28 protein-coding genes are annotated in these 25,854 nt (G+C 70.5%); 16 read left to right on the top strand and 12 right to left on the bottom strand.

What is annotated here, in order from left to right; translation table 11 throughout:
- Window positions 1-39 precede the first annotated feature (39 nt).
- From SOM08_RS17030 to SOM08_RS17010, 5 genes are read right to left on the bottom strand one after another with little or no spacing between them, the layout of a single operon-like run.
- Entirely contained in the window at window positions 40-4,131 is a 4,092-nt protein-coding gene (locus SOM08_RS17030) for a translocation/assembly module TamB domain-containing protein (protein WP_322469358.1), read from the bottom strand.
- Between the two features lie 7 nt (window positions 4,132-4,138).
- Window positions 4,139-6,181 (bottom strand): autotransporter assembly complex protein TamA, encoded by a 2,043-nt coding sequence (locus SOM08_RS17025; protein WP_322469357.1) that lies wholly within the window; start codon window positions 6,179-6,181, stop codon window positions 4,139-4,141.
- 7 nt (window positions 6,182-6,188) lie between these two features.
- The gene (locus SOM08_RS17020; RefSeq protein ID WP_070397354.1) at window positions 6,189-7,376 is read right to left on the bottom strand and encodes a vWA domain-containing protein; all 1,188 of its coding nucleotides are present in this window, start codon (window positions 7,374-7,376) and stop codon (window positions 6,189-6,191) included.
- Window positions 7,377-7,392: 16 nt separating this feature from the next.
- On the bottom strand, window positions 7,393-7,986 hold the full coding sequence (locus tag SOM08_RS17015; protein ID WP_322470712.1) for a GNAT family protein: 594 nt from the start codon (window positions 7,984-7,986) through the stop codon (window positions 7,393-7,395).
- Entirely contained in the window at window positions 7,983-8,825 is an 843-nt protein-coding gene (locus SOM08_RS17010) for an AAA family ATPase (RefSeq protein WP_116959366.1), read from the bottom strand. The genes SOM08_RS17015 and SOM08_RS17010 overlap by 4 nt, the downstream gene beginning before the upstream one ends.
- A gap of 126 nt (window positions 8,826-8,951) precedes the next feature.
- Here SOM08_RS17010 and SOM08_RS17005 point away from each other — a divergent pair, with 126 nt between their 5' ends.
- A complete protein-coding gene (locus tag SOM08_RS17005) occupies window positions 8,952-9,620 on the top strand; it encodes a c-type cytochrome (protein WP_116959368.1) in 669 nt (222 codons plus the stop codon).
- A 54-nt stretch (window positions 9,621-9,674) separates the two neighbouring features.
- Here SOM08_RS17005 and SOM08_RS17000 read toward each other — a convergent pair whose 3' ends face one another.
- Together SOM08_RS17000 and SOM08_RS16995 are read right to left on the bottom strand one after the other, a co-directional pair.
- Window positions 9,675-10,109, bottom strand: a complete 435-nt coding sequence (locus tag SOM08_RS17000) for a DUF1841 family protein (protein WP_116959370.1) — start codon at window positions 10,107-10,109, stop codon at window positions 9,675-9,677.
- 20 nt (window positions 10,110-10,129) lie between these two features.
- Entirely contained in the window at window positions 10,130-10,720 is a 591-nt protein-coding gene (locus SOM08_RS16995; protein WP_322469356.1) for a trimeric intracellular cation channel family protein, read from the bottom strand.
- A gap of 65 nt (window positions 10,721-10,785) precedes the next feature.
- On the opposite strand from SOM08_RS16995, the gene SOM08_RS16990 reads away from it, so the two are divergent.
- The 3 genes from SOM08_RS16990 to SOM08_RS16980 are packed head-to-tail and all read left to right on the top strand — an operon-like array spanning window position 10,786 to window position 12,727.
- The gene (locus SOM08_RS16990) at window positions 10,786-11,550 is read left to right on the top strand and encodes a sulfite exporter TauE/SafE family protein (RefSeq protein ID WP_070397359.1); all 765 of its coding nucleotides are present in this window, start codon (window positions 10,786-10,788) and stop codon (window positions 11,548-11,550) included.
- 53 nt (window positions 11,551-11,603) lie between these two features.
- Entirely contained in the window at window positions 11,604-12,212 is a 609-nt protein-coding gene (locus SOM08_RS16985) for a ParA family protein (RefSeq protein WP_116959374.1), read from the top strand.
- Window positions 12,213-12,271: 59 nt separating this feature from the next.
- Complete coding sequence (locus SOM08_RS16980) at window positions 12,272-12,727, top strand: MaoC family dehydratase (protein WP_116959376.1); 456 nt, start codon at window positions 12,272-12,274, stop codon at window positions 12,725-12,727.
- A gap of 9 nt (window positions 12,728-12,736) precedes the next feature.
- Here the strand turns inward: SOM08_RS16980 and SOM08_RS16975 are convergent, their stop codons facing one another.
- The 3 genes from SOM08_RS16975 to SOM08_RS16965 form a co-directional block, all read right to left on the bottom strand.
- Window positions 12,737-13,138, bottom strand: a complete 402-nt coding sequence (locus SOM08_RS16975; protein ID WP_139146913.1) for a hypothetical protein — start codon at window positions 13,136-13,138, stop codon at window positions 12,737-12,739.
- Between the two features lie 65 nt (window positions 13,139-13,203).
- Window positions 13,204-13,677 (bottom strand): tRNA (uridine(34)/cytosine(34)/5-carboxymethylaminomethyluridine(34)-2'-O)-methyltransferase TrmL, encoded by a 474-nt coding sequence (trmL, locus tag SOM08_RS16970; protein ID WP_116959379.1) that lies wholly within the window; start codon window positions 13,675-13,677, stop codon window positions 13,204-13,206.
- 28 nt (window positions 13,678-13,705) lie between these two features.
- Window positions 13,706-14,257, bottom strand: coding sequence for a ComF family protein (locus SOM08_RS16965; RefSeq protein WP_322469355.1), 552 nt, complete (start codon window positions 14,255-14,257; stop codon window positions 13,706-13,708).
- A 243-nt stretch (window positions 14,258-14,500) separates the two neighbouring features.
- Here SOM08_RS16965 and SOM08_RS16960 point away from each other — a divergent pair, with 243 nt between their 5' ends.
- The 7 genes from SOM08_RS16960 (at window position 14,501) to SOM08_RS16930 (ending at window position 20,403) form a co-directional block, all read left to right on the top strand.
- Window positions 14,501-15,406: a biotin synthase gene (locus SOM08_RS16960; protein WP_322469354.1), complete on the top strand. Its 906-nt coding sequence runs from the start codon at window positions 14,501-14,503 to the stop codon at window positions 15,404-15,406.
- A gap of 264 nt (window positions 15,407-15,670) precedes the next feature.
- The gene (coxB, locus tag SOM08_RS16955; protein ID WP_116959618.1) at window positions 15,671-16,843 is read left to right on the top strand and encodes a cytochrome c oxidase subunit II; all 1,173 of its coding nucleotides are present in this window, start codon (window positions 15,671-15,673) and stop codon (window positions 16,841-16,843) included.
- Between the two features lie 40 nt (window positions 16,844-16,883).
- On the top strand, window positions 16,884-18,503 hold the full coding sequence (gene ctaD / locus SOM08_RS16950; RefSeq protein WP_070397366.1) for a cytochrome c oxidase subunit I: 1,620 nt from the start codon (window positions 16,884-16,886) through the stop codon (window positions 18,501-18,503).
- A 19-nt stretch (window positions 18,504-18,522) separates the two neighbouring features.
- A complete protein-coding gene (locus SOM08_RS16945) occupies window positions 18,523-18,633 on the top strand; it encodes a cytochrome oxidase small assembly protein (protein WP_220377561.1) in 111 nt (36 codons plus the stop codon).
- A 13-nt stretch (window positions 18,634-18,646) separates the two neighbouring features.
- Complete coding sequence (locus SOM08_RS16940; protein ID WP_116959385.1) at window positions 18,647-19,249, top strand: cytochrome c oxidase assembly protein; 603 nt, start codon at window positions 18,647-18,649, stop codon at window positions 19,247-19,249.
- 35 nt (window positions 19,250-19,284) lie between these two features.
- Entirely contained in the window at window positions 19,285-19,455 is a 171-nt protein-coding gene (locus tag SOM08_RS16935) for a DUF2970 domain-containing protein (protein WP_322469353.1), read from the top strand.
- Window positions 19,456-19,521: 66 nt separating this feature from the next.
- The gene (locus SOM08_RS16930) at window positions 19,522-20,403 is read left to right on the top strand and encodes a cytochrome c oxidase subunit 3 (RefSeq protein ID WP_116959387.1); all 882 of its coding nucleotides are present in this window, start codon (window positions 19,522-19,524) and stop codon (window positions 20,401-20,403) included.
- Window positions 20,404-20,479: 76 nt separating this feature from the next.
- On the opposite strand, the gene SOM08_RS16925 is transcribed toward SOM08_RS16930, so the two are convergent.
- A complete protein-coding gene (locus SOM08_RS16925; protein WP_416186969.1) occupies window positions 20,480-20,725 on the bottom strand; it encodes a twin transmembrane helix small protein in 246 nt (81 codons plus the stop codon).
- A gap of 54 nt (window positions 20,726-20,779) precedes the next feature.
- On the opposite strand from SOM08_RS16925, the gene SOM08_RS16920 reads away from it, so the two are divergent.
- Genes SOM08_RS16920 through SOM08_RS16900 form a run of 5 tightly spaced genes read left to right on the top strand, consistent with a single transcriptional unit; the run spans window position 20,780 to window position 24,814 of the window.
- Complete coding sequence (locus SOM08_RS16920; RefSeq protein WP_322469352.1) at window positions 20,780-21,517, top strand: SURF1 family protein; 738 nt, start codon at window positions 20,780-20,782, stop codon at window positions 21,515-21,517.
- Window positions 21,498-22,196, top strand: a complete 699-nt coding sequence (locus tag SOM08_RS16915) for a hypothetical protein (protein WP_322469351.1) — start codon at window positions 21,498-21,500, stop codon at window positions 22,194-22,196. Before SOM08_RS16920 ends, SOM08_RS16915 begins: the two co-directional genes overlap by 20 nt.
- Before the next feature lie 4 nt (window positions 22,197-22,200).
- Window positions 22,201-23,322: a COX15/CtaA family protein gene (locus SOM08_RS16910; protein WP_116959393.1), complete on the top strand. Its 1,122-nt coding sequence runs from the start codon at window positions 22,201-22,203 to the stop codon at window positions 23,320-23,322.
- An 8-nt stretch (window positions 23,323-23,330) separates the two neighbouring features.
- Window positions 23,331-24,221: a heme o synthase gene (cyoE, locus tag SOM08_RS16905; RefSeq protein ID WP_416187021.1), complete on the top strand. Its 891-nt coding sequence runs from the start codon at window positions 23,331-23,333 to the stop codon at window positions 24,219-24,221.
- Window positions 24,215-24,814 (top strand): SCO family protein, encoded by a 600-nt coding sequence (locus SOM08_RS16900; protein ID WP_116959397.1) that lies wholly within the window; start codon window positions 24,215-24,217, stop codon window positions 24,812-24,814. The genes cyoE and SOM08_RS16900 overlap by 7 nt, the downstream gene beginning before the upstream one ends.
- A gap of 66 nt (window positions 24,815-24,880) precedes the next feature.
- Here SOM08_RS16900 and SOM08_RS16895 read toward each other — a convergent pair whose 3' ends face one another.
- Window positions 24,881-25,843: a Bug family tripartite tricarboxylate transporter substrate binding protein gene (locus tag SOM08_RS16895; protein WP_116959399.1), complete on the bottom strand. Its 963-nt coding sequence runs from the start codon at window positions 25,841-25,843 to the stop codon at window positions 24,881-24,883.
- Window positions 25,844-25,854 lie beyond the last annotated feature (11 nt).

The following is a 25,854-nucleotide window of genomic DNA, read 5'->3' as shown; positions in this document are numbered from 1 at the left end:
GTATCGGCGGGGTCCGCCCCGCCTGGTCGTGCGCAAGGCCTAGTCGTAGCGCAGCGTGAAGATCAGGTCGATGGCGTTTTCGCTGCCCGCGCGGGCGCGCACGGTCACGCGGCGCGAGACGTCGTAGAACATGGACACCGTGCTCAGCGTGCCCGCCAGGCTGCGCTCGTAGCTGAGGTACAGGTTGTCGGCGATCTGCTTGCCCAGGGTGACGGCGGCCGAGGTGGAGCCGCTGTCGCCGGTGGCGCTGGCGCTGCTGCCGGTGAAGCTCAGCGTGTCCAGGCCCAGGGCCTGGGCCAGGCCGCCATCGAGCGGGCCGCCGTCGCTGCCGGCCAGCAGGGCCAGCGCGGCCTGCTGCAGCACAGCGGCTTCGGCGCCGGCGCCGCTGGCCGGGCGGCCCAGCACCAGGTAGGCCAGCTTCTCGCTGTCGGGCATCTCGGGGTCGGAGAAGAGGCGCACGCGCGGCGCCTGGGCCGTGCCGGTGATCTGCACGCCCACACGCTGTGCGGTGTTGGGGCGCACGGCGGTGATGTCGAGCAAGGGGTTGTCGTAGGCGCCGGCGAAGCCCAGCACGCCGGACTCGATGGCGAGCTGCTGGCCGTAGGCGCGGTAGGTGCCGCGCGCGGTGCGCACTTCGCCCACGATGCGCGGCGCCGGGTCGGGCGGGTTGGTGCGGATTTCCAGCTGGCCGGCCAGGCGCGTCTGCAGGCCCTGGCCGCGCAGCTCGAAGGACGGGCCCAGGTCGACGGTGATGCGCACGTCGGGGACCACGGGCACGCCGCCGCGCCGGTCGATGGGGTACTCGGTGCCGCGCACCACCACGTCGTCGCCCAGGCTGGGCGCGGCCTCGTCGGGCAGCACGATGAGGGCCTGGTCGGCGCGCAGCTGGCCGCGCAGCCGCAGGGCCGCGCCCTCCAGGCGCGCGCTGACCTGGCCGCTGACGGTGACGTTGCGGTCCGGGCGCGAGGAGGCGCGCAGCTGCTCGGCGCTCACGTCCAGCGCGATCAGGGGCTCGCGCACGGTGGCGCCGTCGCGCTGCACGCGGCGCCATTCGGCGCTGCCGGTGGCCTGCAGCACGCCGCCGCGCTCGGCGCCGCCGCGGCCTTCGAGGCGGAAGCGCTCGATGACGAGGCGCTCGCCCGCGAGCGTGGCGCGCAGCTCGCCGCCCCGGAACACGATGCCGTCGACCAGCGAGCGCAGGGCCAGGTCCTTGGCCTCCAGCAGGCCGCTGAGCTGTGGCGCGGCGCGGGTGCCGGCGATGTTGAATTCGGCGCCGAGGCTGCCGCGCACGCGCCAGCCCGGCGGTGCCAGCACGCTCCACACGCCCACCTCGGGCAGGCTGGCGCGCACGCGGCCCGACAGCGGCGCGCTCTCGGGCCAGTGCCAGGCGCCGTGTGTGGCGTCGGGCGGGCCCAGCTCGCTGCCCAGTTCGGCCTCGGCCTGGCCGAAGCGCTCGCTGTCCCAGCGCAGGCGCGCGCTGACGCGCCGGCCCTCGGTGCGCAGTTCGAGCTCGGCGGTCTTCACGCCGGCCTGGATGCGGTGCGCGCTGGCGCGTGGATCGTCGAAGGCGCCCAGGGTCTGCACGGCGAGGTCGCCGCCGCGGCGCTGCAGCAGGGCGCTCAGGCGCGGCGGCTCGCTGGCCTGGGCGGGCAGGTTCAGGTCCCAGCGGCCGTCGAACACCAGGTCGCCGCCCAGGCCGGCGCGCGCCAGGGCGCCTTCGGGGTCTTCCTCGCCGAGGGTGAGCGCGTCGGCCCAGGCCAGTGGCAGGCCCTCGAGGCGTCCTCGCGTCTGCAGGGCGCCGCCGCGCCAGATGAGTTGCTCCCAGGCCAGGGTGACGGGCGCGGGCGCGGCGCCGCCGGCGCGCCTGGGCTGGGCGTGCAGGCGGGCGCCGTCGAGCTCGGCGTCGATGGCCTCGCCGCGCGGTTGCCAGCGCGCGCGCAGGGGCGAGTCGCTGGTCAGCGCCCACGACACGGCGCCGCCATTCCCGCCGCTGGTTGCCCGGCCGGCGCCCTGGCCGTTGCCGGCCGGTGTGGCCGACAGCGCGAGCCGGCTCAGGGCCAGCTGGCCGCGCCGCGCGTCCAGCGGCCGGCCGATGAAGCCCAGCTCGCCGGCGGTGTCCAGCTCGGCGCGCCAGCCCGAGGCCTCGGCGCGCGTGCGCAGGGCCACGGCCAGGGCCTCGGGCGGACCCTGCACGGTGAGGCGTGTGGCGCCCAATTCCAGGGCCAGGGGGGCGTCGCCACCACGGGCCAGTCGCAGGCGCTCGGTGCCCAGGCTCAGGTCCAGGCGCGGCGCGGCGGCGCGGCCCGGCCCGGGGAAGCCGAAGGCGCCCAGGCCGCCCTGCCAGCGCAGGCGGGCCTGGGCCTGGCCCTCGGCCTGGCCGTCGGCCAGCGCCGCCAGGGCCGGCTTCAGGTGTTCGCCGAGCAGCGGCACCTCGCCCAGGGCGCGCACCCAGGCCAGCAGGCGCGCGCCGTCGGCCAGGTCCAGGTTCAGCTCGCCCTGGCCCTGCGCGTGCGCGAGCAGGCCGCTCCAGCGCGCGCGCAGGCCTGGCAGCGTGGCGTCGAGCGAGCCCTCCGCCAAGGGGCGCGCGGTGTCGATGCGGCCCTGGGCGTTCAGCACGCCGTCGAGCGCGTCCAGGCGTGCCTGGCGCACGGTGAACTGGCCCTGGCCGGGCGTGTCGCCGGGCTGCCAGCGGCCTTGCAGCAGCAGTTCGCGCAGGCGCCAGGCCTCGGCCGCGCTGCGGCGGGGCTGGCGCCCAGCGGGCGCCACGCGGGCGTCGATGTCGATGGCGGGGCGGGCGGCGTTCGGGTCGACGGCGCGGGCGTCGACGCGGGCGTCCAGGGCGGCCGGCGCCAGCGCGCTCCAGGCCAGGGCCGGGTTCAGGCCACTGGCGCGCAGCTGGCCCCGCCAGTCGCCCCAGGCGGAGGCGGCGCCCTCGGCGGGGGCGTCGCGCCGGCCCTCGGCCCGCACGCGGCCACCGGCCACGGCGGCGTCCAGGCGCTCCAGGGTCCAGCGCGCGCCGCTCTGCACCACCTCGGCGTCGATGGACTCCAGCGGCAGCCGGCGCTGGTCCAGCGGGCCGGCCGCTTCGTTGTTCAGTGCCAGGCGCGCGCGCCAGTCGGCGCCGTCGGGTCGGGCCTGGGCGGTGCCGGTGAGCGCGGTGGTGGGGGCCTGGGGCCACAGCAGCGCCAGGTTCAGGCGGAACAGCCGCAGGTCGGCTTCGGCCAGGGGCTGAGGGGCCCAGGGGCGCAGGCGCGCGGTGCCGGCCAGCGTGGGCGTGGCCTCGGTGCGGCCCTGGGGTTCGATCTGCGCGACCAGGTTGAGCGCCGCGTCGGCGCCGGCCAGCGGGCCCTGGGCCGTGGCGCGCGCGCGCAGGTCGAGGCGCCCGCCCTCGGGCACCTCGGCGCGGAGTTCGCCTTCGGCCTGCAGGCGCAGCGGCATGGGCGCCTGCGCGCCCAGCGTGGCCTGGGCGCTGTAGCGGCCCTCGGCCCATTGCAGCGAGCGCAACAGCAGGGTGTGCGCCTGTTCGGTGCCCAGGCCGGGCTCGGCGCGGCCGTAGCGGTAGCGCGCGTCCAGCGCGCGCAGCGCCAGCGGCGCCTGCCCGGGCAGCAGCAACTCGTCCACCGACAGGTTGGCCTCGATGTCGATCGGCAGCACCAGGGACTGCAGGGGCTCGGTGGGCGAGGGCGGTGCGGGCGGGCGCTGGTCGGTCACGCGCACGCGCGCGGCGTGCAGCTCGCTCACCAGCAGGTCGCGGCGCAGCAGGCCGAGCCAGAACAGCCCGCCCAGGCGCAGGCGCAGCCCCTCCGCCTGCACCGACAGCCCGTCCCGCGACCAGCCGAGCGCCTGCACCTGGCCGCCGCCGATGAGGCTGCCGCTCACGCCCTCGGCCTCGATCCGGCCGGCCTCGGGCGCTTTTTCCGCCTGCCAGGCCAGGCCCCAGCGCAGCGCCTGCGCCAGCGAGCCTTCGCTGGCGGCCCAGGCCCCGAGCAGCAGCGCACCGGCCAGCCCGGCGCCGGCGAGCGCGCCGAACAGCCACACCAGGGCGCGGCCGAACCAGCCGGCGGCGCCGGGCCAGCGCGGGGCCGGCGGCGGCGCGACCGGCGGAGGAAGGGGGCGCGGGGGCTCGGCCATCGCCACCTCAGAAAACGAAGCCCACGCTCAGGTGCAGGCGCAGCTTGCGCGGCTGCACGCCATAGGCGATGTCCACCTGCAGCGGGCCCACCGGGCTGTTGTAGCGCAGGCCGGTGCCGACACCCCACTGGAAATCGAGGTCGCTCACGCGGTTGGCGACGGCACCGCCGTCGATGAACAGCACGTGCTCGAAGGGCGAGCGCGACACGCCGTCACCCCAGACGGGGCGCTGCCATTCCAGGCTCACCACGGCCTTGTAGCGGCCGGCGAGCACGCTGCCGTCGGGCTGCACCACGCCGATGTCGCGCAGGCCGTAGCCGCGCACCGAGGCGTCGCCGCCGGCGTAGAAGAGCTGGGTGTCGGGCACGGGCGTGGACTGCTCGGCGATCACGGCGCCGCCTTCCAGCCGCAGCGCCAGCCGGCCCAGGCGCGTGGGCGGGCGAGCGGTGGCGCGTTCGCCGGGCACGGTGGAGGGCAGCTCGGCCTCGCGGTCGAGCGGGAAGTAGCCCAGCCAGCGCGCCTGCGTGCGGCCGAAGGGCTTGCGCGTGATGCCCAGGGTGCTGCCCACGCCCAGCTCCACCGCCAGCGCATGGCCGCGGTTGGGCGAGATCGGGTCGTCGAAGCGCTCGCGCGACCAGGCGTAGTTGGCCGTGATGGACGACTCGATGCGGCCCTTGATGCCGCTCAGGCGTTCGCTGTCGGTGAGGGTGCGCGCGCGGTCGTATTGCAGGTACACGCCGCGGTCGTACTCGACGCCGTCCTGCGCCCGGCCGAAGCGCGCGCGCTGGCTGGTGGTCTCGACCTGATTGGTCTCCTGGCGGGCGGCCTGCAGCAGCGAAACCCAGCGCCAGCCCTCCTTGTCCAGCGGCGAGGACCACTCTGTCTTGGCCAGGCTGTCCTGGCGCTCGAAGCGCAGGGTGGACAAGGCGCGCCAGCCGATGCCGGGCAGGCGGTTGTGGATGTGCTCCAGCGACAGGCGCGCGCCGTTGTCGGTGCTGGCGCCGATGCCCAGCACCAGCTTCTGCCGCATCGCCTCGCGCAGCTGCACCTTCACCGGCAGCGCGCCGCCGCCGGCGCCGGGCTCCACGTAGACGAAGGCGGCGTCGTAGTAGCCGCTGTCGAGCAGGCGCTGCTGGGCCTGCTGAAGCAGGGCGAGGTCGTAGTCGCTGCCCGGCGTGAGGCCGGTGAGGCGCACGATGCGCTCGCTCATCTCGCGGTCGTAGCGCTGCGCGCCGTCGATCTCGATGGCGCCGAAGCGCCGGTGCGCGCCGGAGTCGAGCTCCACGTACAGGCGCGCGCTGGCGCTGGCGCCGTCGACGTCGGCCAGGCTGCTGCTGATGCGCCCGCCGGGGTAGCGCTGGGCGGTCAGGCGGCGCAGCGCGGCGGTCTTGGTGCGGTCCCACTGGTCTTGCGTGAAGCGCTGGCCCGCGAGCAGGGCGGCCTCGCGCTGGATCTCCTCGCGCTGCGCCTGGGCCTCGGCGTCGCTGGCGATGTCGCCCAGAAAGCTGATCTGCACGCTTTGCACCGTGGTGGGCGGGCCGGGGTCCACCCGCACCGGGATGCGGCCCAGCGGCGCCGGGCCCTGGCCGGCGGCGGCGAGGGCGGCCTCGGTGGGCGGCAGCGGCTCGCCGATCTCGATGCGCGGCGCGAAGTAGCCGCGCGTGGCGATCAGTTCGCGCGCGTTGGCGGGCAGCTCGCTCAGCAGGCGCTCCAGTTCGGTGGCGTCCAGGCTGCGCTGTTCGCGAAAGCGCTGGATGTCCAGGTGGCGCAGCAGGAAGGCGTGCAGTTCCTCGGGGGCGTCGAGCTCAATCTCGAAGCGTGGCGTGACGGGGGGGCGGGCGGCCCGCGCGGCGCGGCGGGTGTCGGCGCTGGCGGGGCGGGCGTCGTCCTCGTCCGCGGCGGGTGGTGGGGTGTCGGGCGATGCGGGGGCCGCGGCCGGGCCTGCCGTGGTGGGGTCGACCTGCGCCCAGGCCGGCGTGGCGCCGCAGGCGAGCGCCAGCACAAGCCGCCACGCGGCCCGGCGGTGGCGGGCCGGAGACAGGAAACGCATGCGCCGATTATTTCGACAGCATGCGCATCGTGTCTTCCAGGCCCTTCAGGGTGAGCGGAAACATGCGTTGGCCCATGAGCTGCTGGATGATGCTGATGCTCTGTCGATACTGCCAGACGCCATGGGGTTCCGGGTTGATCCACGCGAACTTGGGAAACGCGTGCGTGAGGCGCTGCAGCCACTCGGCGCCGGCTTCCTCGTTGTTGTATTCCACGCTGCCGCCGGGCTGCAGGATCTCGTAGGGGCTCATGGTCGCGTCGCCCACGAAGATCAGCTTGTAGTCCTTGTTGTACTTGCGGATGATGTCCCAGGTCGGGAACTTCTCGGCATAGCGGCGGCGGTTGTTCTTCCACATGAAGTCGTAGACGCAGTTGTGGAAGTAATAGAACTCCAGGTGCTTGAACTCGCTCTTGACGGCCGAGAACAGCTCCTCGACGCGCTGGATGTGCTCGTCCATGGTGCCGCCCACGTCCATGAGCAGCAGCACCTTCACGTTGTTGTGCCGCTCCGGGATCATCTTGATGTCCAGGTAGCCGGCGTTCGCGGCGGTGCTGCGGATGGTGTCGGGCAGGTCGAGTTCGAGGTCGTTGCCCTCGCGCGCGAACTTGCGCAGGCGGCGCAGCGCCACCTTGATGTTGCGCGTGCCCAGTTCCTGCGTGTCGTCGTAGTCGCGGTAGCTGCGCTGCTCCCACACCTTCACGGCGCTCTTGCCGCCGCCTTTGCCGCCGATGCGGATGCCCTGCGGGTTGACGCCTCCGTTGCCGAAAGGCGAGGTGCCGCCGGTGCCGATCCAGCGGTTGCCGCCTTCGTGGCGCTCCTTCTGCTCTTCCAGTCGCTTGCGCAGCGTCTCCATGAGTTCATCCCAGTCCATCTTGGGCGCGTTGGCCTTCTGCTCCTCGGACAGGATGCGCTCCATCTCCTGGCGCAGCCAGTCGGCGGGGATGGGCTTGGTGAAGTCCGCGATCATCTCCACGCCCTTGAAGTAGGCGGCGAAGGCGCGGTCGAACTTGTCGAAGTGCTTCTCGTCCTTCACCAGCGCGGTGCGCGAGAGGAAGTAGAAGTCGTCCATGCTGCAGGCCTCGGGGTTGGCCGGTCCGACCACGTCGGCCTTGAGCGCCTCCAGCAGCGTGAGGTACTCCTTCACCGACACCGGCAGCTTGGCCGCGCGCAGGGTGTAGAAGAAGTCGATCAGCATGGCGATCTCCCCGGGTTCAGTCGTGCCGCGCCCGCAGGTACAGCAGCTGCGCACGCGCCTCGGGCCATTCGCCCGCGCGCATGCTGTACATGACCGTGTCGCGGATGGTGCCGTCGCGGCGCAGAGCGTGGCCGCGGATGACGCCGTCCTTTCTCGCGCCCAGCCGTTCGATGGCCTGTTGCGAGGCGAAGTTGTAGTTGTCGGTGCGCCAGCCCACCACGTGGCAGCCCAGGGTGTCGAAGGCGTGGCCCATCATGAGCAGCTTGCAGGTGGTGTTGACGTGGGTGCGCTGCGCGCGCCGGGCGTACCAGGTGTAGCCGATCTCCACGCGCTTCACCGCGGGCAGGATGTCGTGGTAGCTGGTGCTGCCCAGCACCGCGCCACTGGCTTCGTCGACCACCGCGAAGGCGAAGCGGCTGCCCTCTTCGCGCATGCGCAGCGCGGTGTCGATGTAGTCGCGCGTCTGACCGGGTTCGGGCACGGAGGTGACCCGCAGCGTCCAGAGCTCGCCGTCGGCCGCCGCCGCGCGCAGGCCGTCCTCGTGGCGCCGGTCCAGGGGCTCCAGCCGCAGGCCGCGTTCGCTCAGGACGACGGGGGCCACGAACATCAGCGGTTCCTCTGGTTCATGAACACCAGCTTCTCGAACAGCGTGGTGTCCTGCTCGTTCTTGAGCAGCGCGCCAACCAGCGGCGGAATGGCGACCTTGTCGTCGGCGCTCTGCAGCGCCTCCAGCGGGATGTCCTCGGCCATCAGCAGCTTGAGCCAGTCGAGCAGTTCGCTGGTGCTGGGCTTCTTTTTCAGGCCGGGCAGGTTGCGCACGTCGTAGAAGGTCTTCATGGCGACCTTCAGCAGGTCCTGCTTGAGCTGGGGGAAGTGCACGTCGACGATCTTGTGCATCGTCTCGGCGTCGGGGAACTTGATGTAGTGGAAGAAGCAGCGGCGCAGGAAGGCGTCGGGCAGCTCCTTTTCGTTGTTCGAGGTGATGAAGACCAGGGGGCGGTGCTTGGCCTTGATGAGTTCGTGCGTTTCGTAGCAGTAGAACTCCATGCGGTCGAGCTCGCGCAGCAGGTCGTTCGGGAATTCGATGTCGGCCTTGTCGATCTCGTCGATCAGCAGCGCGACCGGCTGGTCGGCCGTGAAGGCCTGCCACAGCACGCCCTTGACGATGTAGTTGTGGATGTCCTTCACCCGCTCGTCGCCCAGCTGCGAGTCGCGCAGGCGGCTGACGGCGTCGTATTCGTACAGGCCCTGCTGGGCCTTGGTGGTGCTCTTGATGTGCCACTGCAGCAGGGGCATGTCCAGGGCCTGGGCGACCTCCTCGGCGAGCATGGTTTTGCCGGTGCCGGGCTCGCCCTTGACCAGCAGCGGGCGCTTGAGCGTGATGGCGGCGTTGACCGCCAGCATCAGGTCTTGCGTGGCGACGTAGTTCTGGGAACCCTGGAATTTCATGGAGGCGGCCTCGGGATGGCGGCGCGGCTGTCCGCGCGCGGGACTCGGGATGTGGCGGGAGACGCGGCGACCGCTCATATAATTCGCGGTTGATCTTTCCCGGCCGTTCTTGATTGTGCTAGCAAAATGACCCCACTGCTGAAACCGATCGCCCGTACCCTTGTCGCCGCTGCGACGCTGTTTGTCGCTGCCGCATCGGCCCAGGCGCAGGGCGTCACCGGTGACGTCGAAGCCGGCCACAAGAAGGCCGAGATGTGCATCGGCTGCCACGGCATCCCCGGCTACCAGAACAGCTTCCCCGAAATCCACAAGGTGCCCAAGATCTCGGGCCAGGGTGCGCCGTACATCGTGGCGGCCCTCAAGGCCTACCAGAAGGGCGACCGCAAGCACCCGTCCATGCGCGGCATCGCCGGTTCGCTGAGTGAGCAGGACATGGCCGATCTCGCGGCCTTCTATGCTGGCCAGGCCGGCCCCGCCGCGCCGGAGACCCCGGCCGCCGCGAGCGCCGAGGTCGCCGCGCTGCTGCAGAAGGGCGCCTGCGTCTCCTGCCACGGTGTCAACTTCAGCAAGCCCATCGACCCGAGCTACCCCAAGATCGGCGGCCAGCACCCCGACTACCTGTTCGTGGCGCTCAAGTCGTACACCGTCGAGGGCAACAAGCTGATCGGCCGCAGCAACGGCATCATGGCCGGCATCGCCAAGCAGTACACCCCGGCCGAGATGCGCGCCATCTCCAAGTACCTGAGCACTGTGCAGGGCGAGCTGCAGACCGTGCCGCAGTCGCGCTTCCGCTGAGCACGCGACGGGCATCAGAAAAAAGGCCGCTCACCGAGCGGCCTTTTTGTTGGTTCAGTCCAGTGTCGCCCGCCGGCGCACGGCGTCGATGTAGGCCTGGCCGTCGGGCGGGCGGCCGGCGCGCTGGCTTTCCCAGAGCATGGCGCCCAGGCACTCCATCACCTCATGGTGGGCGGTGTGCAGGTCGCCCCGGCGCGCGGTGAGCAGTTCCACGGCCTGGCGGATGCCCGGCGGCTGGTCGATGCTGGACTGCTCGCTGATCGACAGGTGCATGGACAGGTGCAGGAAAGGGTTCTCGCGCGCCGCGTCGGGCTGGCTCAGCCGCGCCACGGCGGCCTCGGCGTCGGCCAGATCGCCGTGGTATTCGGGGTGCTCGGCGATCCACTGGGCGGCGAGCCGCTCCAGCGCGTCCATGGGCTGGGCGTCGCGCAGCTTGGCGTAGGCGCCGCAGAAGAAGCGGCGCACGTCGGCTTGGGAAGGGTTGAACATGGCGCGATTGTCCCCGGGACTCAAAGCCGCCACTGCGGCAACTGCCAATCGCGCCACAGCGCCAGGCCGCGCAGCCCGGCCGTGACGCCCACGCAGCCCGACAGCGCCAGCCAGCCCGGTGCCGCGATCGCCCACAAGCCCACATAGACCCAGCCGCCCACAAAGGCGCAGACCGCGTAGGGCCGGTGGTCGCGAAAAGCGCTGGGGATCTGGTTGCAGACCACGTCGCGCAGCACGCCGCCGGCCACGCCGGTGACGATGCCCATGAGCACGGCCACCAGGGGCGGCATCTCCAGCAGCAGCGCCTGGTGCGCGCCGGTGGCGGCGAACAGGCCCAGGCCCAGGGCGTCGGGCCACTGCATGGCGCGCTCGGTGACCTCGAAGTGCCGCGTGCGCAGGAACAGCATGGCCAGCACGCTCAGGCCCAGCACGCCCCACAGCAGCTCCACGTGGTGCACCCAGAAGAACGGGCGCTGGTCGAGCAGCAGGTCGCGCAGCGTGCCTCCGCCGAAGGCCGCCAGAAACCCGACGACGACCACACCGACCGCGTCGAGCCGCTTGCGCGCGCCCTCCAGGATGCCCGACAGCGCGAACGCCGCGGTGGCGGCCACCTCCACCAGCAGCCTGAGGGTTTCCCCCCCACAATGTCACGTTTTGCATCGCCGGATTGTCTTCCGTGTCATCGCTTCCCCTCATCACCGACCCTTTCTTCTATGCCGTGGCCGTGCCGGCCGTGCTGCTGCTGGGCATCAGCAAGAGCGGCTTTGGCGCTGGCTTCGGTTCGCTGGCGGTGCCGCTGATGGCGCTGGCCGTGACGGTGCCGCAGGCCGCGGCCATCCTGATGCCGGTGCTGCTGGTGATGGACCTGCTGGGCATGGCGGCCTTTCGCAAGAACGTGGACCGGCAGCTGCTGAAGTTCCTGTTGCCCTATGGCCTGCTGGGCATCGTGATCGGCACGCTGCTGTTCCGCTGGCTGGAGCCGCGGCTGGTCGCGGGCATCGTGGGCGCCTTCACGCTGCTGTTCCTCGCCCAGCGCCTGCTGTTCCCGCCCCGGCCCGACAGCGCGCCGCCGCCGCGCTGGGTGGGCGCCATCCTCACCGCCACCTCGGGCTTCACCAGCTTCGTGGCGCACGCGGGCGGGCCGCCGATCAACGCCTACGTGATCCCCATGCGCCTGCCGCCACTGCTGTTCACGGGCACCATGGCCTTCTTCTTTTTCTTCGTGAACATGGCCAAGTGGGTGCCCTACGCCTGGCTGGGGCTGATCGACCTGCGCAACATGGCCACCTCGCTGGTGCTGCTGCCGCTGGCGCCGGTGGGGGTGTGGATCGGGGTGCGCATCGCGCACCGCATCCGGCCGGTGCTGTTCTACCGCCTCATCTACACCGGCATGTTCCTCACGGGCTGCAAACTGGTCTGGGACGGGCTCGGGCTAACATAGGCTTACCTGTGCCAGTACCGGCCGCCCCAGGGGGCCGAACTCAAGGAGACGACATGCCGATCGTGGTGGTTGCGAATCCGAAGGGGGGCGTCGGCAAGACCACGCTGTCGACCAATGTGGCCGGCTACTACGCCAGCCGCGGCCACACCGTCATGCTGGGCGACGTGGACCGCCAGCAGTCATCGGCGCTGTGGCTGCGCCTGCGGCCACCCACGGCGCGCCCTATCCACACCTGGGAGGTGTCGCACGACCAGATCGCGCGCCCGCCAAAAGAGGCCACGCACGTGGTGCTGGACACGCCCGCCGGCCTGCACGGCAAGCGCTTCAAGGACGTGCTCAAGCTGGCCAACAAGGTCATCGTGCCGCTGCAGCCCAGCATCTTCGATATCTACGCCACGCGCGATTTCCTCGACGAGCTGACCGAGACGCGGCGCGCCGCCGTGGGCATCGTGGGCATGCGGGTCGATCCGCGAACCATCGCGGCCGACAAGCTGGCCGAGTTCGTGGCCAGCCTGGACCTGCCGGTGCTGGGTTATCTGCGCGACACGCAGAACTACATCCACCTGGCCGCGCGCGGCCTCACGCTGTTCGACGTGGCGCCCTGGCGGGTGGAGAAGGATCTGCAGCAGTGGCAGGGCATCTGCGACTGGCTGGACCGCTGAGGCCGGGGCTTGTCGCGCGCCCGACATCCGATCGCGGCCCGGATTTGTAGAGTGCGCCAATGCGCACATTCGACACCCTCGAGGAATTCGATGCGCTGGTGGGCCGGGCCGTGGTCACCAGCGACTGGGTCACCATCACCCAGGAGCGGGTGAACCGCTTCGCCGACGCCACCGGCGACCAGCAGTGGATCCACGTCGATGTGGAGCGGGCCAGGGCCGGTCCTTTCGGCGCGCCCATCGCGCACGGTTTTCTCACGCTGTCGCTGCTGCCGGTGTTTTTCGAGTCCGCGATGAGCGTGCGCGCCTCGCGCATGGGCGTGAACTACGGGCTGAACCGGGTGCGCTTCACCGCCCCGGTGCCGGTGGGCAGCCGCCTGCGCGCGCACATGGCGCTGCAGGCCTGCGAGCCGATCGACAACGGCGGGCGCCAGATGACCTGGGCGGTCACGGTGGAGCGGGAAGGCAGCGAGAAGCCGGTGTGCCTGGCCGAGTCGCTGGTGCGCCACTATCCCTGAGCGCAGGGCTCAGCGGATGCGGGCGAGCTGCTTGGGGTCCAGCCAGTCTTCGAACAGCTGGCGCAGGGCGTCGATGCGCGCGGCGGCCACGTGCTGGCTGTGTCGCTGGGCGATGAGCTGGAAGGCGTCGTTGCGCAGCAGCCAGAGCTCCTGAGGGCTGCGTGCCTGCTCGATCTGGCGGCGCAGGCGCAGGGCCGGCACGGAGTGCACGCAGTCCTCGATGGTGGCCAGCAGGCGCTGGCGGATGGCGACGATGTCCCGCAAGTGCGGCGTGCGCGGCTGGGGTTGGGGGTGCACCACGCCGATCCATCGGGCGATGCGCGCGATCACCGGGTGTCCCTGCGGCCCGCGGTCCCGGCGCGGACCGGTGGCGGGCAGCCGGTGGTGGCGGGGGTTGATCGTGGTCTCCATGGCGCGCATGGTGGATCAGTTGCCACAAATGGGGGATGTTTCAGGGGGAGCTCGCGTGATATGGATCACGCAACCCCGCCTTGGAAGCCGTTTTGGCGCCAGGCTTCGAACACGGCGACGGCCACCGCGTTGGACAGGTTGAGGCTGCGCTGGCCCGCCCGCATGGGCAGGCGCAGCCATCGCTCGGGGGCGATGTCCGCCCGGACCGCCTCGGGCAGGCCGCTCGATTCCGCCCCGAACACCAGCCAGTCGCCCGCCCGCCACGCGGTGTCGTGCACGCCGCGCTGGCCGCGCGTGGTCAGCGCGAACAGGCGCTCGGGATCGGGTCGCTCGGCTTGCAGGAAGGCCCCCCAGCCGGCGTGGCGACGCACCTCGGCGTACTCGTGGTAGTCCAGTCCGGCGCGCCGCATCAGCTTGTCGTCCATGGAAAAGCCCAGGGGCTCGATCAGGTGCAGCGCGCACCCGGTGTTGGCGCACAGGCGGATCACGTTGCCCGTGTTGGGCGGGATTTCGGGGTGGACCAGGACGACATTGAACATGGTGGGGCGCGCATGATAGTGGCGCGCCTCAGTCCGCGCGCTCGTGCGGTGCCGGGGTGCGGGCGAAGACCAGGGCGTCGACGCGCGCGGCGCCCGCCGCCAGCAGGGCCTGGGCGGCGGCGTCCAGGGTGGCGCCGGTGGTGACCACGTCGTCCACCAGCAGCAGCCGGGCGCCGCGCAGTCGCGGCAGGTCTTTGGCCGGCACCGCGAACGCGCCGCGGAGGTTGCGCAGGCGTTCTTCGCGGGCCAGGCGGTGCTGGGCGGGGCCGTCGCTCAGGCGCATCAGCGCGTCCGGCCGCAGTGCGCCTGGGCGCCGTGGCACGAGGGCCCGGGCCAGCGCCCAGGGCGGGTGGTGGCCGCGTTCGGCCAGGCGCCCGGGGGTCAGCGGCAAGGGCACGATGCCGTCGGCCGCGTCGAGCAGGGCGTCGGCGCCGGGCGCGGCCCGCATCAGGCCGGCGAAGGTCCGGGCCCAGGCGGTCTCGCCGTGGAACTTGAAGCGCGCGATCAGCCGGTCCCAGGGAAAGGCGTAGTCCACCGCGGCCACGCAGGCGCCGAGCACGGGATCGACGGCCCGCGCCATGCAGGGGCAGAGGGACGGGTCGGTGGCGGGGGCGGGGGCGGCGCAGCGCGGGCAGCGGGGGCGCGCCGGCGCGAAGCGCTGGCGGCAGGCCTCGCACAGCGGCCAGGCCGGCCACCGGCCGCACACATGGCATTGGCTGGGCCATGACCCACCGGGTGTCCATACGGCGAAGCGGCGCATGCGGGCTCAATATACTGAGCGCTCCCTCCCGATACCGGGGCCGGTTCGCACCGGCTCGCCGCCTTGAACCCATCCCCCCCCGACGCTGCCGACGCCGTGCCCGGCCTCGATGCCGTGGCCTGCGCCCGCTGGCAGGGTCTGCCGCGCACCGACAGCCCCTGGCTGCACGAGGAAGTGGGCGGGCGCATGGCCGATCGCCTGCAGTGGTTCCGCGAGCCGCCCACGAGCTGGCTGCACTGGGAGCCCGTGCTCGGCGGCCTGAAGACGCACGCGCGGCTGCGCGCGGCGCTGCCCCGCGCCGAGTGGCAGGTGTGGTCGCGCGACATGGCGCGCGCCGCCGCGGCCACCCGGGAGCCCGCACCCCGGTCCTGGAACCCGCTGCGCCCGCGCTGGGTGGAGCCCCGAGCCGCCGACCCGCAGCGACCGGTGCAGATGCTCTGGGCCAATATGGGCCTGCACGCCGAGCCCCAGCCGCAGCGCCTGATCGCGCGCTGGCATTCGCACATCGCCACCGGCGGCTTCCTGATGTTCGCCTGCCTGGGCCCGGACAGCCTGAACGAGCTGCGCGCGGTCTGGGCGGCCGAGGGCTGGCCCGCGCCCGCGCACGCCTTCACCGACATGCACGACTGGGGCGACATGCTGGTGCATGGTGGCTTCGCCGAGCCGGTCATGGACATGGAGCGACTCGAACTCACCTACGGCAGCGCCGCCAGCCTGGTCGATGAGCTGCGCGGTTTCGGGCGCAACCTCTCGACCGAGCGCTTCGGGGCCTGTCGGGGCCGGGGCTGGCGCGAGCGCCTGTTGGCGGCGATCGAGGCGCGAGGCCCGCGAACCGACGGCGGCCGCCTGCGCCTGACGGTCGAAATCGTCTATGGCCACGCCTTCAAAGCGGCGCCCAAGCCGCCGCGCGGGGACGCCACCGTGCCGCTGGACGCGCTGCGCGAGCAGCTGCGCCAGCGCCGCAGCTGAACCAAACCCGACCAAGGGGTCCCGGCTTGCAGCAGGGGCGCCCTATGGCGGCGGCTACAATCCCGCGGTTTGGGTTCAAGGGCATTTCCCCCTGTGCCGGCGTGCCGCGTCCGGGGGCGCGTTCCTGATTGGCGCGTGAGATGCGACTGCCTTGCACGGCGCGCGAAGCGCTGGCGCAGGCCTGGCAGGTTTTGGTGTAATCGGGGTCGATATCAATCGACACTTATATTTGAGGCGCAACAAGTGAGCAAGACGACAAAGACGCTGCAAGCCCTACGTGCAGCGCGGAACGCGGTGGGACTGGCGCTGCTGAGCGCCGGGGTCTGGACCTCGGCGGCCGCGCAGAAGGTCAACGATCTGCCGGGCGGCCCCGCGGTCAACCAGCTCAACTTCGCCCCGCCGGTCACCAAGATCGCCGAAGAGCAGCACTGGCTGCACTGGTTCATGATGGGCATCTGCGCCGTGATCTTCGTGATCGTCTTCGGCGTCATGTTCTATTCCATCCTCAAGCACCGCAAGTCGGTGGGCCACCAGTCGCAGGCGCTGCCCGAGCCGATCTGGGTGGAGCTGGGCTGGACCATCGTCCCCCTGCTCATCGTCATCGGCATGGCGCTGCCCGCCACCAAGGTGCTGGTGGCACAGAAGGACACCACCAACGCCGACGTGACCATCAAGGCCGTGGGCATGCAGTGGAAGTGGGGCTACGAATACATCAAGGGCGAGGGCGAGGGCATCGGCTTCCTCTCCACGCTGGACACCTCGCACCGCGTGATGTCCAACAGCGGCAAGCCCGAGGCCACCGACGACTACCTGCTCAAGGTCGACAACCCGCTGGTGGTGCCCGTGGGCAAGAAGGTGCGCATCATCACCACCGCCAACGACGTGATCCACGCCTGGATGGTGCCGGCCTTCGGCGTCAAGCAAGACGCCATCCCCGGCTTCGTGCGCGACACCTGGTTCCGCGCCGAGAAAACCGGCGATTTCTACGGTCAGTGCGCCGAGCTGTGCGGCAAGGAACACGCCTACATGCCGATCCACGTGAAGGTGGTGTCGGCCGAGGAATACAGCGCCTGGGTGGGTGAGAAGCACAAGGCCATGGCCGCCGCGGCCGACGACCCGAGCAAGGTCTGGACGCTGACCGACCTGGTCAAGCGCGGCGAATCCGTCTACGCCGCCAACTGCGCGGCCTGCCACCAGGCCAACGGCAAGGGCGCGGGCCCCATCAAGCCGCTCGACGGCTCGGCCGTCGTGCTCGACGCCGACAAGGGCAAGATGACCCACGTGCTGCTCAATGGCCAGAACAACGGCGCCATGCCCGCCTGGAAACAGCTGTCTGACACCGAGCTGGCCGCGGTCATGACCTACGCCAAGAACAGCTGGAGCAACAAGACCGAGCAGATCGTGCAGCCCGCCGAAGTGCAGGCCGCGCGCAAGTGACCCGTCCGCGCATCGAGATTGAGAACCTGAGGAACAGACCATGAGTGCAGTGCTTGACCACCACGACGCGCACGGCCACGACCACGACCACCACGCCCCCACGGGCTGGCGCCGCTGGGTGTTTGCCACCAACCACAAGGACATCGGTACCCTGTACCTGCTGTTCTCCTTCACCATGCTGATGATCGGTGGCCTGCTGGCCCTGGGCATCCGCGCCGAGCTGTTCCAGCCCGGCCTGCAGCTGGTGAACCCCGAGCTGTTCAACCAGCTCACCACCATGCACGGCCTGATCATGGTGTTCGGCGCCATCATGCCGGCCTTCGTGGGCTTCGCGAACTGGATGATCCCGCTGCAGATCGGGGCCTCCGACATGGCCTTCGCGCGGATGAACAACCTGAGCTTCTGGCTGCTCATTCCGGCGGCCCTGATGCTCGTGGGCTCGTTCTTCATGCCCGGCGGCGCGCCCGCCGCGGGCTGGACGCTCTACGCGCCGCTCACGCTGCAGATGGGCCCCTCGATGGACGCCGGCATCTTCGCCATGCACATCATGGGCGCCTCGTCGATCATGGGCTCGATCAACATCATCGTGACCATCCTGAACATGCGCGCGCCCGGCATGACGCTGATGAAGATGCCCATGTTCTGCTGGACCTGGCTCATCACCGCCTACCTGCTGATCGCCGTGATGCCCGTGCTGGCCGGCGCCATCACCATGACGCTGACCGACCGTCACTTCGGCACCAGCTTCTTCAACCCCGCCGGCGGCGGCGACCCGGTGATGTACCAGCACATCTTCTGGTTCTTCGGCCACCCCGAGGTCTACATCATGATCCTGCCGGCCTTCGGCATCGTGAGCCAGGTCGTGCCCGCTTTCGCGCGCAAGAAGCTGTTCGGCTACGCCTCCATGGTGTACGCCACCGGCTCCATCGCCATCCTGTCCTTCGTCGTGTGGGCGCACCACATGTTCACCACCGGCATGCCGGTGACGGGCCAGCTCTTCTTCATGTACTCCACGATGCTGATCGCCGTGCCCACGGGCGTGAAGATCTTCAACTGGGTCGCGACCATGTGGAAAGGCTCGATGACCTTCGAGACCCCGATGCTGTGGGCCGTGGGCTTCATCTTCGTGTTCACCGTGGGCGGCTTCACCGGCCTGATCCTGTCGGTCGCGCCGATTGACATCCAGATGCAGGACACCTACTACGTGGTGGCGCACTTCCACTATGTGCTGGTGGCCGGCTCGCTGTTCGCCATGTTCTCCGGCCTCTACTACTGGCTGCCCAAGTGGACGGGCGTGATGTACAGCGAGACCCGCGGCAAGATCCACTTCTGGTGGTCGATGATCTCGTTCAACATCACCTTCTTCCCGATGCACTTCCTGGGTCTGGCCGGCATGCCCCGCCGCTACGCCGACTACCCCATGCAGTTCGCCGACTTCAACATGATTGCGTCCATCGGCGCTTTCGGCTTCGGTTTCGCGCAGGTGTACTTCTTCCTCGCCGTGGTGCTGCCTGCCATGCGCGGCCAGGGCGAGAAGGCCCCTCAGAAGCCCTGGGACGCGGCCGAAGGCCTGGAATGGGAAGTGCCCTCGCCGGCGCCTTTCCACACCTTCGAGAACCCGCCCAAGCTCGATGCCACCGCCACCAAGGTGATCGGCTGAACGCCTCGCACGCCACGCCATGACGCCTGAACAGAAAAAGAGCAACGCGCGCCTGGGCCTGATCCTGGCCTCGGTGGCCGTGGTCTTCTTCCTCGGCTTCGTGGCCAAGATGGTGCTGCTGGGCGGCTGAGCGGAGCGTTTCGATGGGTCTGCGCCAGGAAAACCTCAAGATCGTGGGCAAGCTCTGCGTGATCGCGCTGGGCATGTTCGCGTTCGGCTACGCGCTGGTGCCGATCTACCGCCACATCTGCGAGGCCCTGGGCATCAACGTGCTGGCGGTGTCGGAGACGCGCATTCCCGGCGCGGCCCAGTTGCCCGCCAATACGCAGGTGGATCGCAGCCGCACCATCACCGTCGAGTTCGACACCAATGTGCGCGGTCCCTGGAATTTCAAACCCGCCGTGCGTTCGCTCCAGGTCCACCCGGGTGAACTCACCACGGTGCTGTACGAGTTCCAGAACATCCAGAACCGCACCATGGCCGCGCAGGCCATCCCGAGTTACGCGCCCAAGCAGGCGGCTGCCTTTTTCAACAAGCTCGAGTGCTTCTGCTTCACGCAGTACACGCTTGCGCCTGGCGAGAAGAAGGAGTGGCCCGTGGCCTTCGTGATCGACCCGCGCCTGTCCAAGGACGTCACCACCATCACGTTGTCGTACACCTTCTTCGAGGTGGGCGGCAAGACACCACCGGCGCCCGACGCGGCCGCCCTGGCGCCCGACGCCAAGGCGCAGCAGGGGGGCGCGTGAACCGCATGGCCACGCCGCCGCGGTCTGGGTCCCTGATGAGCACTGTCAAGGCGGTGCTCTGGGGTTTCCTGGGCCTGCGCCAGCGCGGCGAGTACGAGAAGGACATCAAGCGCCTCAACCCGCTGCACCTGGTGGCGGTGGGCCTGGTGATGGCCTTCATCTTCGTCGGCGCGCTCATCGCGCTGGTGAATTGGGTCGCCGGATGAGGGCGGCGACCCGCGCAGACTATTCATTGACATCGACACAGCGATAGCACAACAGGAGTGAGCAGCATGTCCGCAGCATCCCATGGCTCGACGCCGTACTACTTCGTCCCCGGACCGTCGCGTCATCCGGTCATGGCCGCCATCGGCCTTTTCTTCGTGATCCTGGGCGCTGCCCAATGGGTCAACGGCCACGGCTGGGGTGCGTATGCGCTCGCCTTCGGCCTGGCCTTCTGGCTGTTCGTGCTGTTCCAGTGGTTCCGCGACGCCGTGCACGAGAGCGAGACCGGCATGTACGGCCGCAAGATCGACCTCTCGTTCCGCTGGAGCATGAGCTGGTTCATCTTCTCCGAGGTGATGTTCTTCGGTGCCTTCTTCACCGCTCTGTGGTGGGCGCGCGCGCACTCGGTGCCCAACCTCGGCAGCATCGAGAACGCGCTGATCTGGCCCGACTTCTCGGCCGTGTGGCCCAGCCTGCAGGCCGGCGCCACCGCGTCGCCGGGCAACATCGTCGAGCCCTTCCAGACCGTGGGCCCGTTCTGGCTGCCCACCATCAACACGGCCCTGCTGCTCACCTCGGGTGTCACGCTGACCATCGCCCACCACGCGCTGCAGGCCGGCCAACGCGCCAAGACCATCGGCTTCATGTGGATCACCGTGCTGCTGGGCTTCGTCTTCCTGCTGGTGCAGGGCTACGAATACGCGCACGCCTACGCCGACCTGAACCTCAAGCTCAGCTCGGGCATCTTCGGCTCCACCTTCTTCATGCTCACCGGTTTCCACGGTTTCCACGTGTTCGTGGGCATGCTCATGCTGCTGTTCATCACGCTGCGTCTGCACAAGGGCCACTTCACCGCCGAGCGCCACTTCGGCTTCGAAGGCGCGGCCTGGTACTGGCACTTCGTGGACGTGGTCTGGCTGGGCCTGTACATCCTCGTCTACTGGATGTAATGCCCGCCCCGGGACGATCGCCCCATGAAAAAAGCGCCGCGAGGCGCTTTTTTCTTTCGGTGCCGGCGCGCCGGGCTCAGCGTTGCACGGGCAGGCCGGTCGGTTGGATCCAGCCCATGAAATACGCCACCAGCACCAGCACGAACAGCAGCACGGAAAAGCCCACGCGAAAGGCCAGGGCGCGCGCCATCTGTCGCTTGCGCGGGGCCTCGCCCTCGCTGCCGTCGTGCACGCCGCCGCGCATCATGAACACCAGCGCCGCGGCCAGGCTGCCGATGATGGCCACGAAAGCCACGATCACCACGTATTTCATGGCCCGCATTATCCGGGGCCGGCCGCGCGCCGCTGTCGGACAAGGCCGCGCGGAGGACGGGCGATGAGCCGCGCGCGATTCCTGGTCGTCACCGTGGCCACGGCGCTCACCATGGCCGCGACCGCGTCGCTGGGTCTCTGGCAGCTCGACCGCGCGCGGCAGAAGACCGCGCTGCAGGCCGCCATCCTGTCGCGCGCCGAGCTGCCCGCCTGGGACAACGCCGCGCTGCTGGCGCAGACCGACCCCTCCGCCGGCCTGTACCGGCCGGTGCGCCTGCGAGGCCAATGGATCGCGCGCCACAACGTGTTCCTGGACAACCGCCAGATGGACGGCCGCGTGGGCTTCTTCCTGGTCACGCCGCTGCGCCTGAGCGGCAGCGAGCGCGTGGTGCTGGTGCAGCGCGGCTGGGTGCCGCGCGACTTCCACGACCGCGCGCGCGTGCCCGACGTCGACACCCCCGCGGGCGAGGTGACCGTGCAGGGCCGCTTGGCCCCGCCGCCCGGGCGCCTTTACCAGTTCGGCGAGGCCGGCACCGGGGCCATCCGGCAAAATATCGACCCCGCTGCCTACCGCCTGGAAACCGGGCTGGCGCTGCTGGACCCCTCGGTTCAGCAAACGGGCGACGACGAGGGCCCGCTGCGCCGCCAATGGCCGCTGCCGGCCGTCGACGTGAGCAAACACCACGGCTACGCCTTCCAGTGGTTCGCCCTGTGCACCCTGGTCGCTGGCCTTTACCTCTGGTTCCAGATCATTCAACCCCGCCGCCAACGCGCCCGCCTCCATGGCCAAGACGCCCGATGAACCCCTGACGCTGACGGTGCACAGCCTGCCCACGCCCGACCGCGGCGACGCCGAGCGCGCCGCCGCCACACGCACCGGCCGCTGGAAGATGCTGGCCATCCTGCTGGTCTGCGCCTCGCCCGTCATCGCTTCGTACCTCACCTACTACGTGATCCGGCCGGAGGGCCGCCGCAACTACGGCGAACTCATCGCGGCGCAGCCCTTGCTGCCGGCGATCAGCGGCACCGACGCCCAGGGCCGCTCCGTGCCCCTGAGCGCGCTGGAAGGCCAGTGGCTGCTGGTCAGCGTGGCCGACAGCGCCTGCGACGCCGCCTGCGAGAAGCACCTGTACCTGCAGCGCCAGCTGCGTGAGACCCTGGGCCGCGAGAAAGACCGCCTCGACTGGGTCTGGCTGCGCACCGGCGCCAGCGAGCTGCGCGAGCCGCTGAAAGCCGCGACGGCCGCCGCCACCGTGCTGCACGTCGACGCCGCTGCGCTGGCGCAGTGGCTGCAGCCCGCGCCCGGCCATCGCCTGGAAGACCACCTCTACGTGGTCGACCCGCTGGGCCACTGGATGCTGCGCTTCCCGGCCGACATCGACCCCACACGCGCCAAGCGCGACCTCGACCGCCTGCTGCGCGCCTCCTCGGCCTGGGACCAGCCCGGCCGCGGCGCCAACGGCGAACACCACGGCGGCTGATCGCATGGACGCCCCGTCTTCCCTGGTGGACCTCGCGCCGCTCACGCGCATGATGCTGCTGGGCATCGCGATCGCGTTCGGCCCGCTGGTCTGGATCGGCCTCAAGCACCGCCAGGCCAGCCCCGCGCAGCGCCTGCGCGTGCTGACCCTGGTCACGCTCTTCCTCACCTTCGACCTGGTGCTGTTCGGCGCCTTCACGCGCCTCACCGATTCCGGCCTGGGCTGTCCCGACTGGCCCGGCTGCTACGGCGCGGCCAGCCCGCTCGGCGCGCACGCCGACATCTCGGCCGCGCAGTCGGCCATGCCCACCGGCCCGGTCACCTTCTCCAAGGCCTGGATCGAGATGGTCCACCGCTACCTCGCCACCGGCGTGGGCGTGCTGATCATCGTGCTGGCCGTGGGCAGCTGGATCGAGCGCCGGCGCATCCACGTGCACTGGGTCTGGCCGGTGGTCACGCTGGCCTGGGTCTGTCTGCAGGGTGCCTTCGGCGCGTTCACGGTGACCATGAAGCTCTTCCCCGCCATCGTCACCCTGCACCTGCTGGGCGGCCTGGTGCTGCTGGCGCTGCTGCGCGCGCAGGCGGTGGCCTACCGCCTGGGCGAGCCGGGCAGCGCCGGCCCCGCGCCCATCGGCGCGGCGCAGCGCGGCTGGCTGCTGGCCGCCTTCGCGCTGGTGTGGCTGCAGATCGCGCTGGGTGGCTGGGTCAGCACCAACTACGCCGTGCTCGCCTGCCGCGATTTCCCCACCTGCCAGGGCAGCTGGTGGCCCGCCATGAACCTGCGCGAGGGCTTCACGCTCTGGCGCGAGCTGGGGGCCAACCACGCGGGCGAGGCCATCACCTTCCCGGCGCTCACCGCCATCCACTACGTGCACCGCCTCATGGCCTACGCCGTGTTCGCGCTGTTGCTGGCGCTGGCCTGGGCGCTGTGGCGCGTGCCGGGACTCCAGCGCTTCGCGCGCGTGCTCGTGGCCCTGTGCGCCTGGCAGTTCCTCACCGGTCTCAGCAACGTCGTGCTCGGCTGGCCGCTGCTGGCCGCCGTGGGGCACACCGGCGGCGCCGCTGCGCTGGTGATCGCGTTCACGGGCGCCGTGGCCGCCACGCGCCGCGCGGAGGTTGTCCAGTGAACACAGAAGTGCATCCCTTGCCCCTGCCGTCGACCTGGCGCCAGTTCCACGCGCTGACCAAGCCGCGCGTGATCCAGCTGATCGTGTTCTGCGCGCTCATCGGCATGGTGCTCGCCGTGCCCGGCCTGCCGAGCTGGCCGCAGGTGCGTCTCGCGGCCATCGCCTGTTTGGGCATCTGGCTGGTGGCCGGCGCGGCGGCGGCCTTCAACTGCGTGGTCGAGCAGCACATCGACGCGAAGATGAAGCGCACCGCCTGGCGCCCCACGGCCAAGGGCGAGCTCACCACCTGGCAGACGCTCACGTTCTCGGCCGCGCTGTGTGCGGTCGGCTCGGCCATCCTCTGGTTCTGGGTCAACCCGCTCACCATGTGGCTGACCTTCGCCACCTTCGTGGGCTACGCGGTGATCTACACCGTCATCCTCAAGCCACTCACGCCGCAGAACATCGTGATCGGCGGGGCATCGGGCGCCATGCCGCCGGTGCTCGGCTGGGCGGCCATGACGGGCACCGTCGCGCCCGAGGCGCTGGTGCTCTTTCTCATCATCTTCCTCTGGACGCCGCCGCACTTCTGGGCGCTGGCGCTCTACCGCGTGGAGGACTACCGCAAGTCCGGCCTGCCGATGCTGCCGGTGACGCACGGTTCCGAGTTCACGCGCCTGCAGATCCTGCTCTACACCTTCGTGCTGCTGGCGGCCACGCTGCTGCCCTTCATGCTGCGCATGAGCGGCTGGTTCTACCTGGCGAGTGCGCTCGCGCTCGGCCTGGGCTTTTGCGGCTACGCCTTCGCGCTGTGGCGGAACTATTCCGACGCCCTGGCTCGAAAGACTTTCCGCTTCTCGCTCATCCACCTGTCGCTGCTCTTCGCGGCGCTGCTCATCGACCACTACCTGCCATGGTGAAGACCACCGTCTCCCGCCGCCGCCTGATGGCCGCTGGCGCCGCTTCCCTGCTGCTGGCCGCGTGCTCCGAGTCGCCGCCGGCGTTCAAAGGGATCGACATCACCGGCGCCGACTACGCCACCGGCTTCTCGCTCACCGACCACAATGGCCAGAAGCGCACGCTGGCCGATTTCAAGGGCAAGGTGGTGGTGATCTTCTTCGGCTTCACGCAATGCCCCGACGTGTGCCCCACCTCGATGACCGAGATGGCCGAGGCCAAGCGCCTGCTGGGGGCCGACGGCGATCGCTTCCAGGGTCTGTTCATCAGCGTGGACCCCGAGCGCGACACGCCCGAGGTGATGAGGCAGTACGTGACCCAGTTCGACCCGAGCTTCCTCGCGCTGTACGCAGCGCCCGGCGAGCTGGAGGCCGTGGCCAAGAGCTTCAAGGTCTACTACAAGAAGGTCGAGGGCAAGACGCCCACGAGCTACACCATGGACCACTCGGCGGGCAGCTACGTGTACGACACGACGGGACGCATCCGCCTCTACAACCGCTACAACAGCGGCGCGCAGTCGCTGGCCGACGATGTGAAGCTGCTGCTCAAGGGCTGAGCAAGCACCGGCCACGCAAAAAAACAGGGCGCCCTCGGGCGCCCTTGTCGCGTGTGGCGTTCGAATTCAGTCCACCTTGGCCCCGCTGAGCTTGACCAAGCGCTCGTACTTGGCGCGCTCGCGGGCCATGAACTCGCCGAAGGCCTGGGGCGTGCTGGGCGCCGGCTCGGCCATCAGCGCCGCGAACTTGCCTTTCACGTCCGGCGACTGCAGGGCCTTGGTGAAGGCGGCGTTGAGCTGCGACACCACGTCGGCCGGCGTGCCGGCCGGGGCCACCAGGCCCCACCAGGTGTCGATCTCGAAGCCGGGCAGGGTCTCGGCCACGGTGGGCACCTCGGGCATCACGCCGCTGCGCTGCGCGGTGGTGACGGCCAGGGCCTTGAGCTTGCCCGCGCGGATGTTGGCCGCCGCGGTGGCGAGGTTGTCGAAGTTGAAGTCGACCTGGCCCGACAGCAGCCCCAGCTGCGCCGGGTTGCCGCCGTTGTAGGGAATGTGCACCGCGAACACACCGGCCTGGTTCTTGAACAGCTCGCCCGCCAGGTGGCCGGCGCTGCCGTTGCCGCCCGAGCCATAGTTGAGCTTGCCCGGGTTGGCCTTGCCGTAGCGGATGAGGTCGCGCACGCTCTGGATGTTCAGGCGCTGCGCGGTCTCGGCGTTCATGACCAGCACGTTGGGCACGCGCAGCATCTGCGTGACGGGCGCGAAATCCTTCGCCGGGTCGTAGGGCAGCTGCTTGAACAGCCAGGGGTTGATGCCGTGCGAGGCCGTGGTGGCGATGCCCAGGGTCAGGCCGTCGGGTGCGGCCTTGGCGACCTGGCTCACGCCGATGTTGCCGCCGGCGCCGGGTCGGTTCTCGATGATCACCGTGCCCAGCGAGTCCTTCACCGCGTCGGCCAGGACACGCGCCGTCACGTCGATCGGCCCACCGGCCGCGAAGGGCACCACGATGCGCGTGGTGCGGGCCTGTGCCCAGGCGGGCAGCGCGAGCGCGGTGGCGGTGAGGGCGATGGCTTGGCGGCGGGAAATCATGCGGTGTCTCC

It is taken from the genome of Hydrogenophaga sp. SNF1, from assembly GCF_034421675.1.
GTDB classification, from domain to species: Bacteria; Pseudomonadota; Gammaproteobacteria; order Burkholderiales; family Burkholderiaceae_C; genus Hydrogenophaga; species Hydrogenophaga borbori.
Note: the sequence above shows the minus strand (reverse complement) of the source record. Positions and strands in the feature narration are given on the sequence as shown.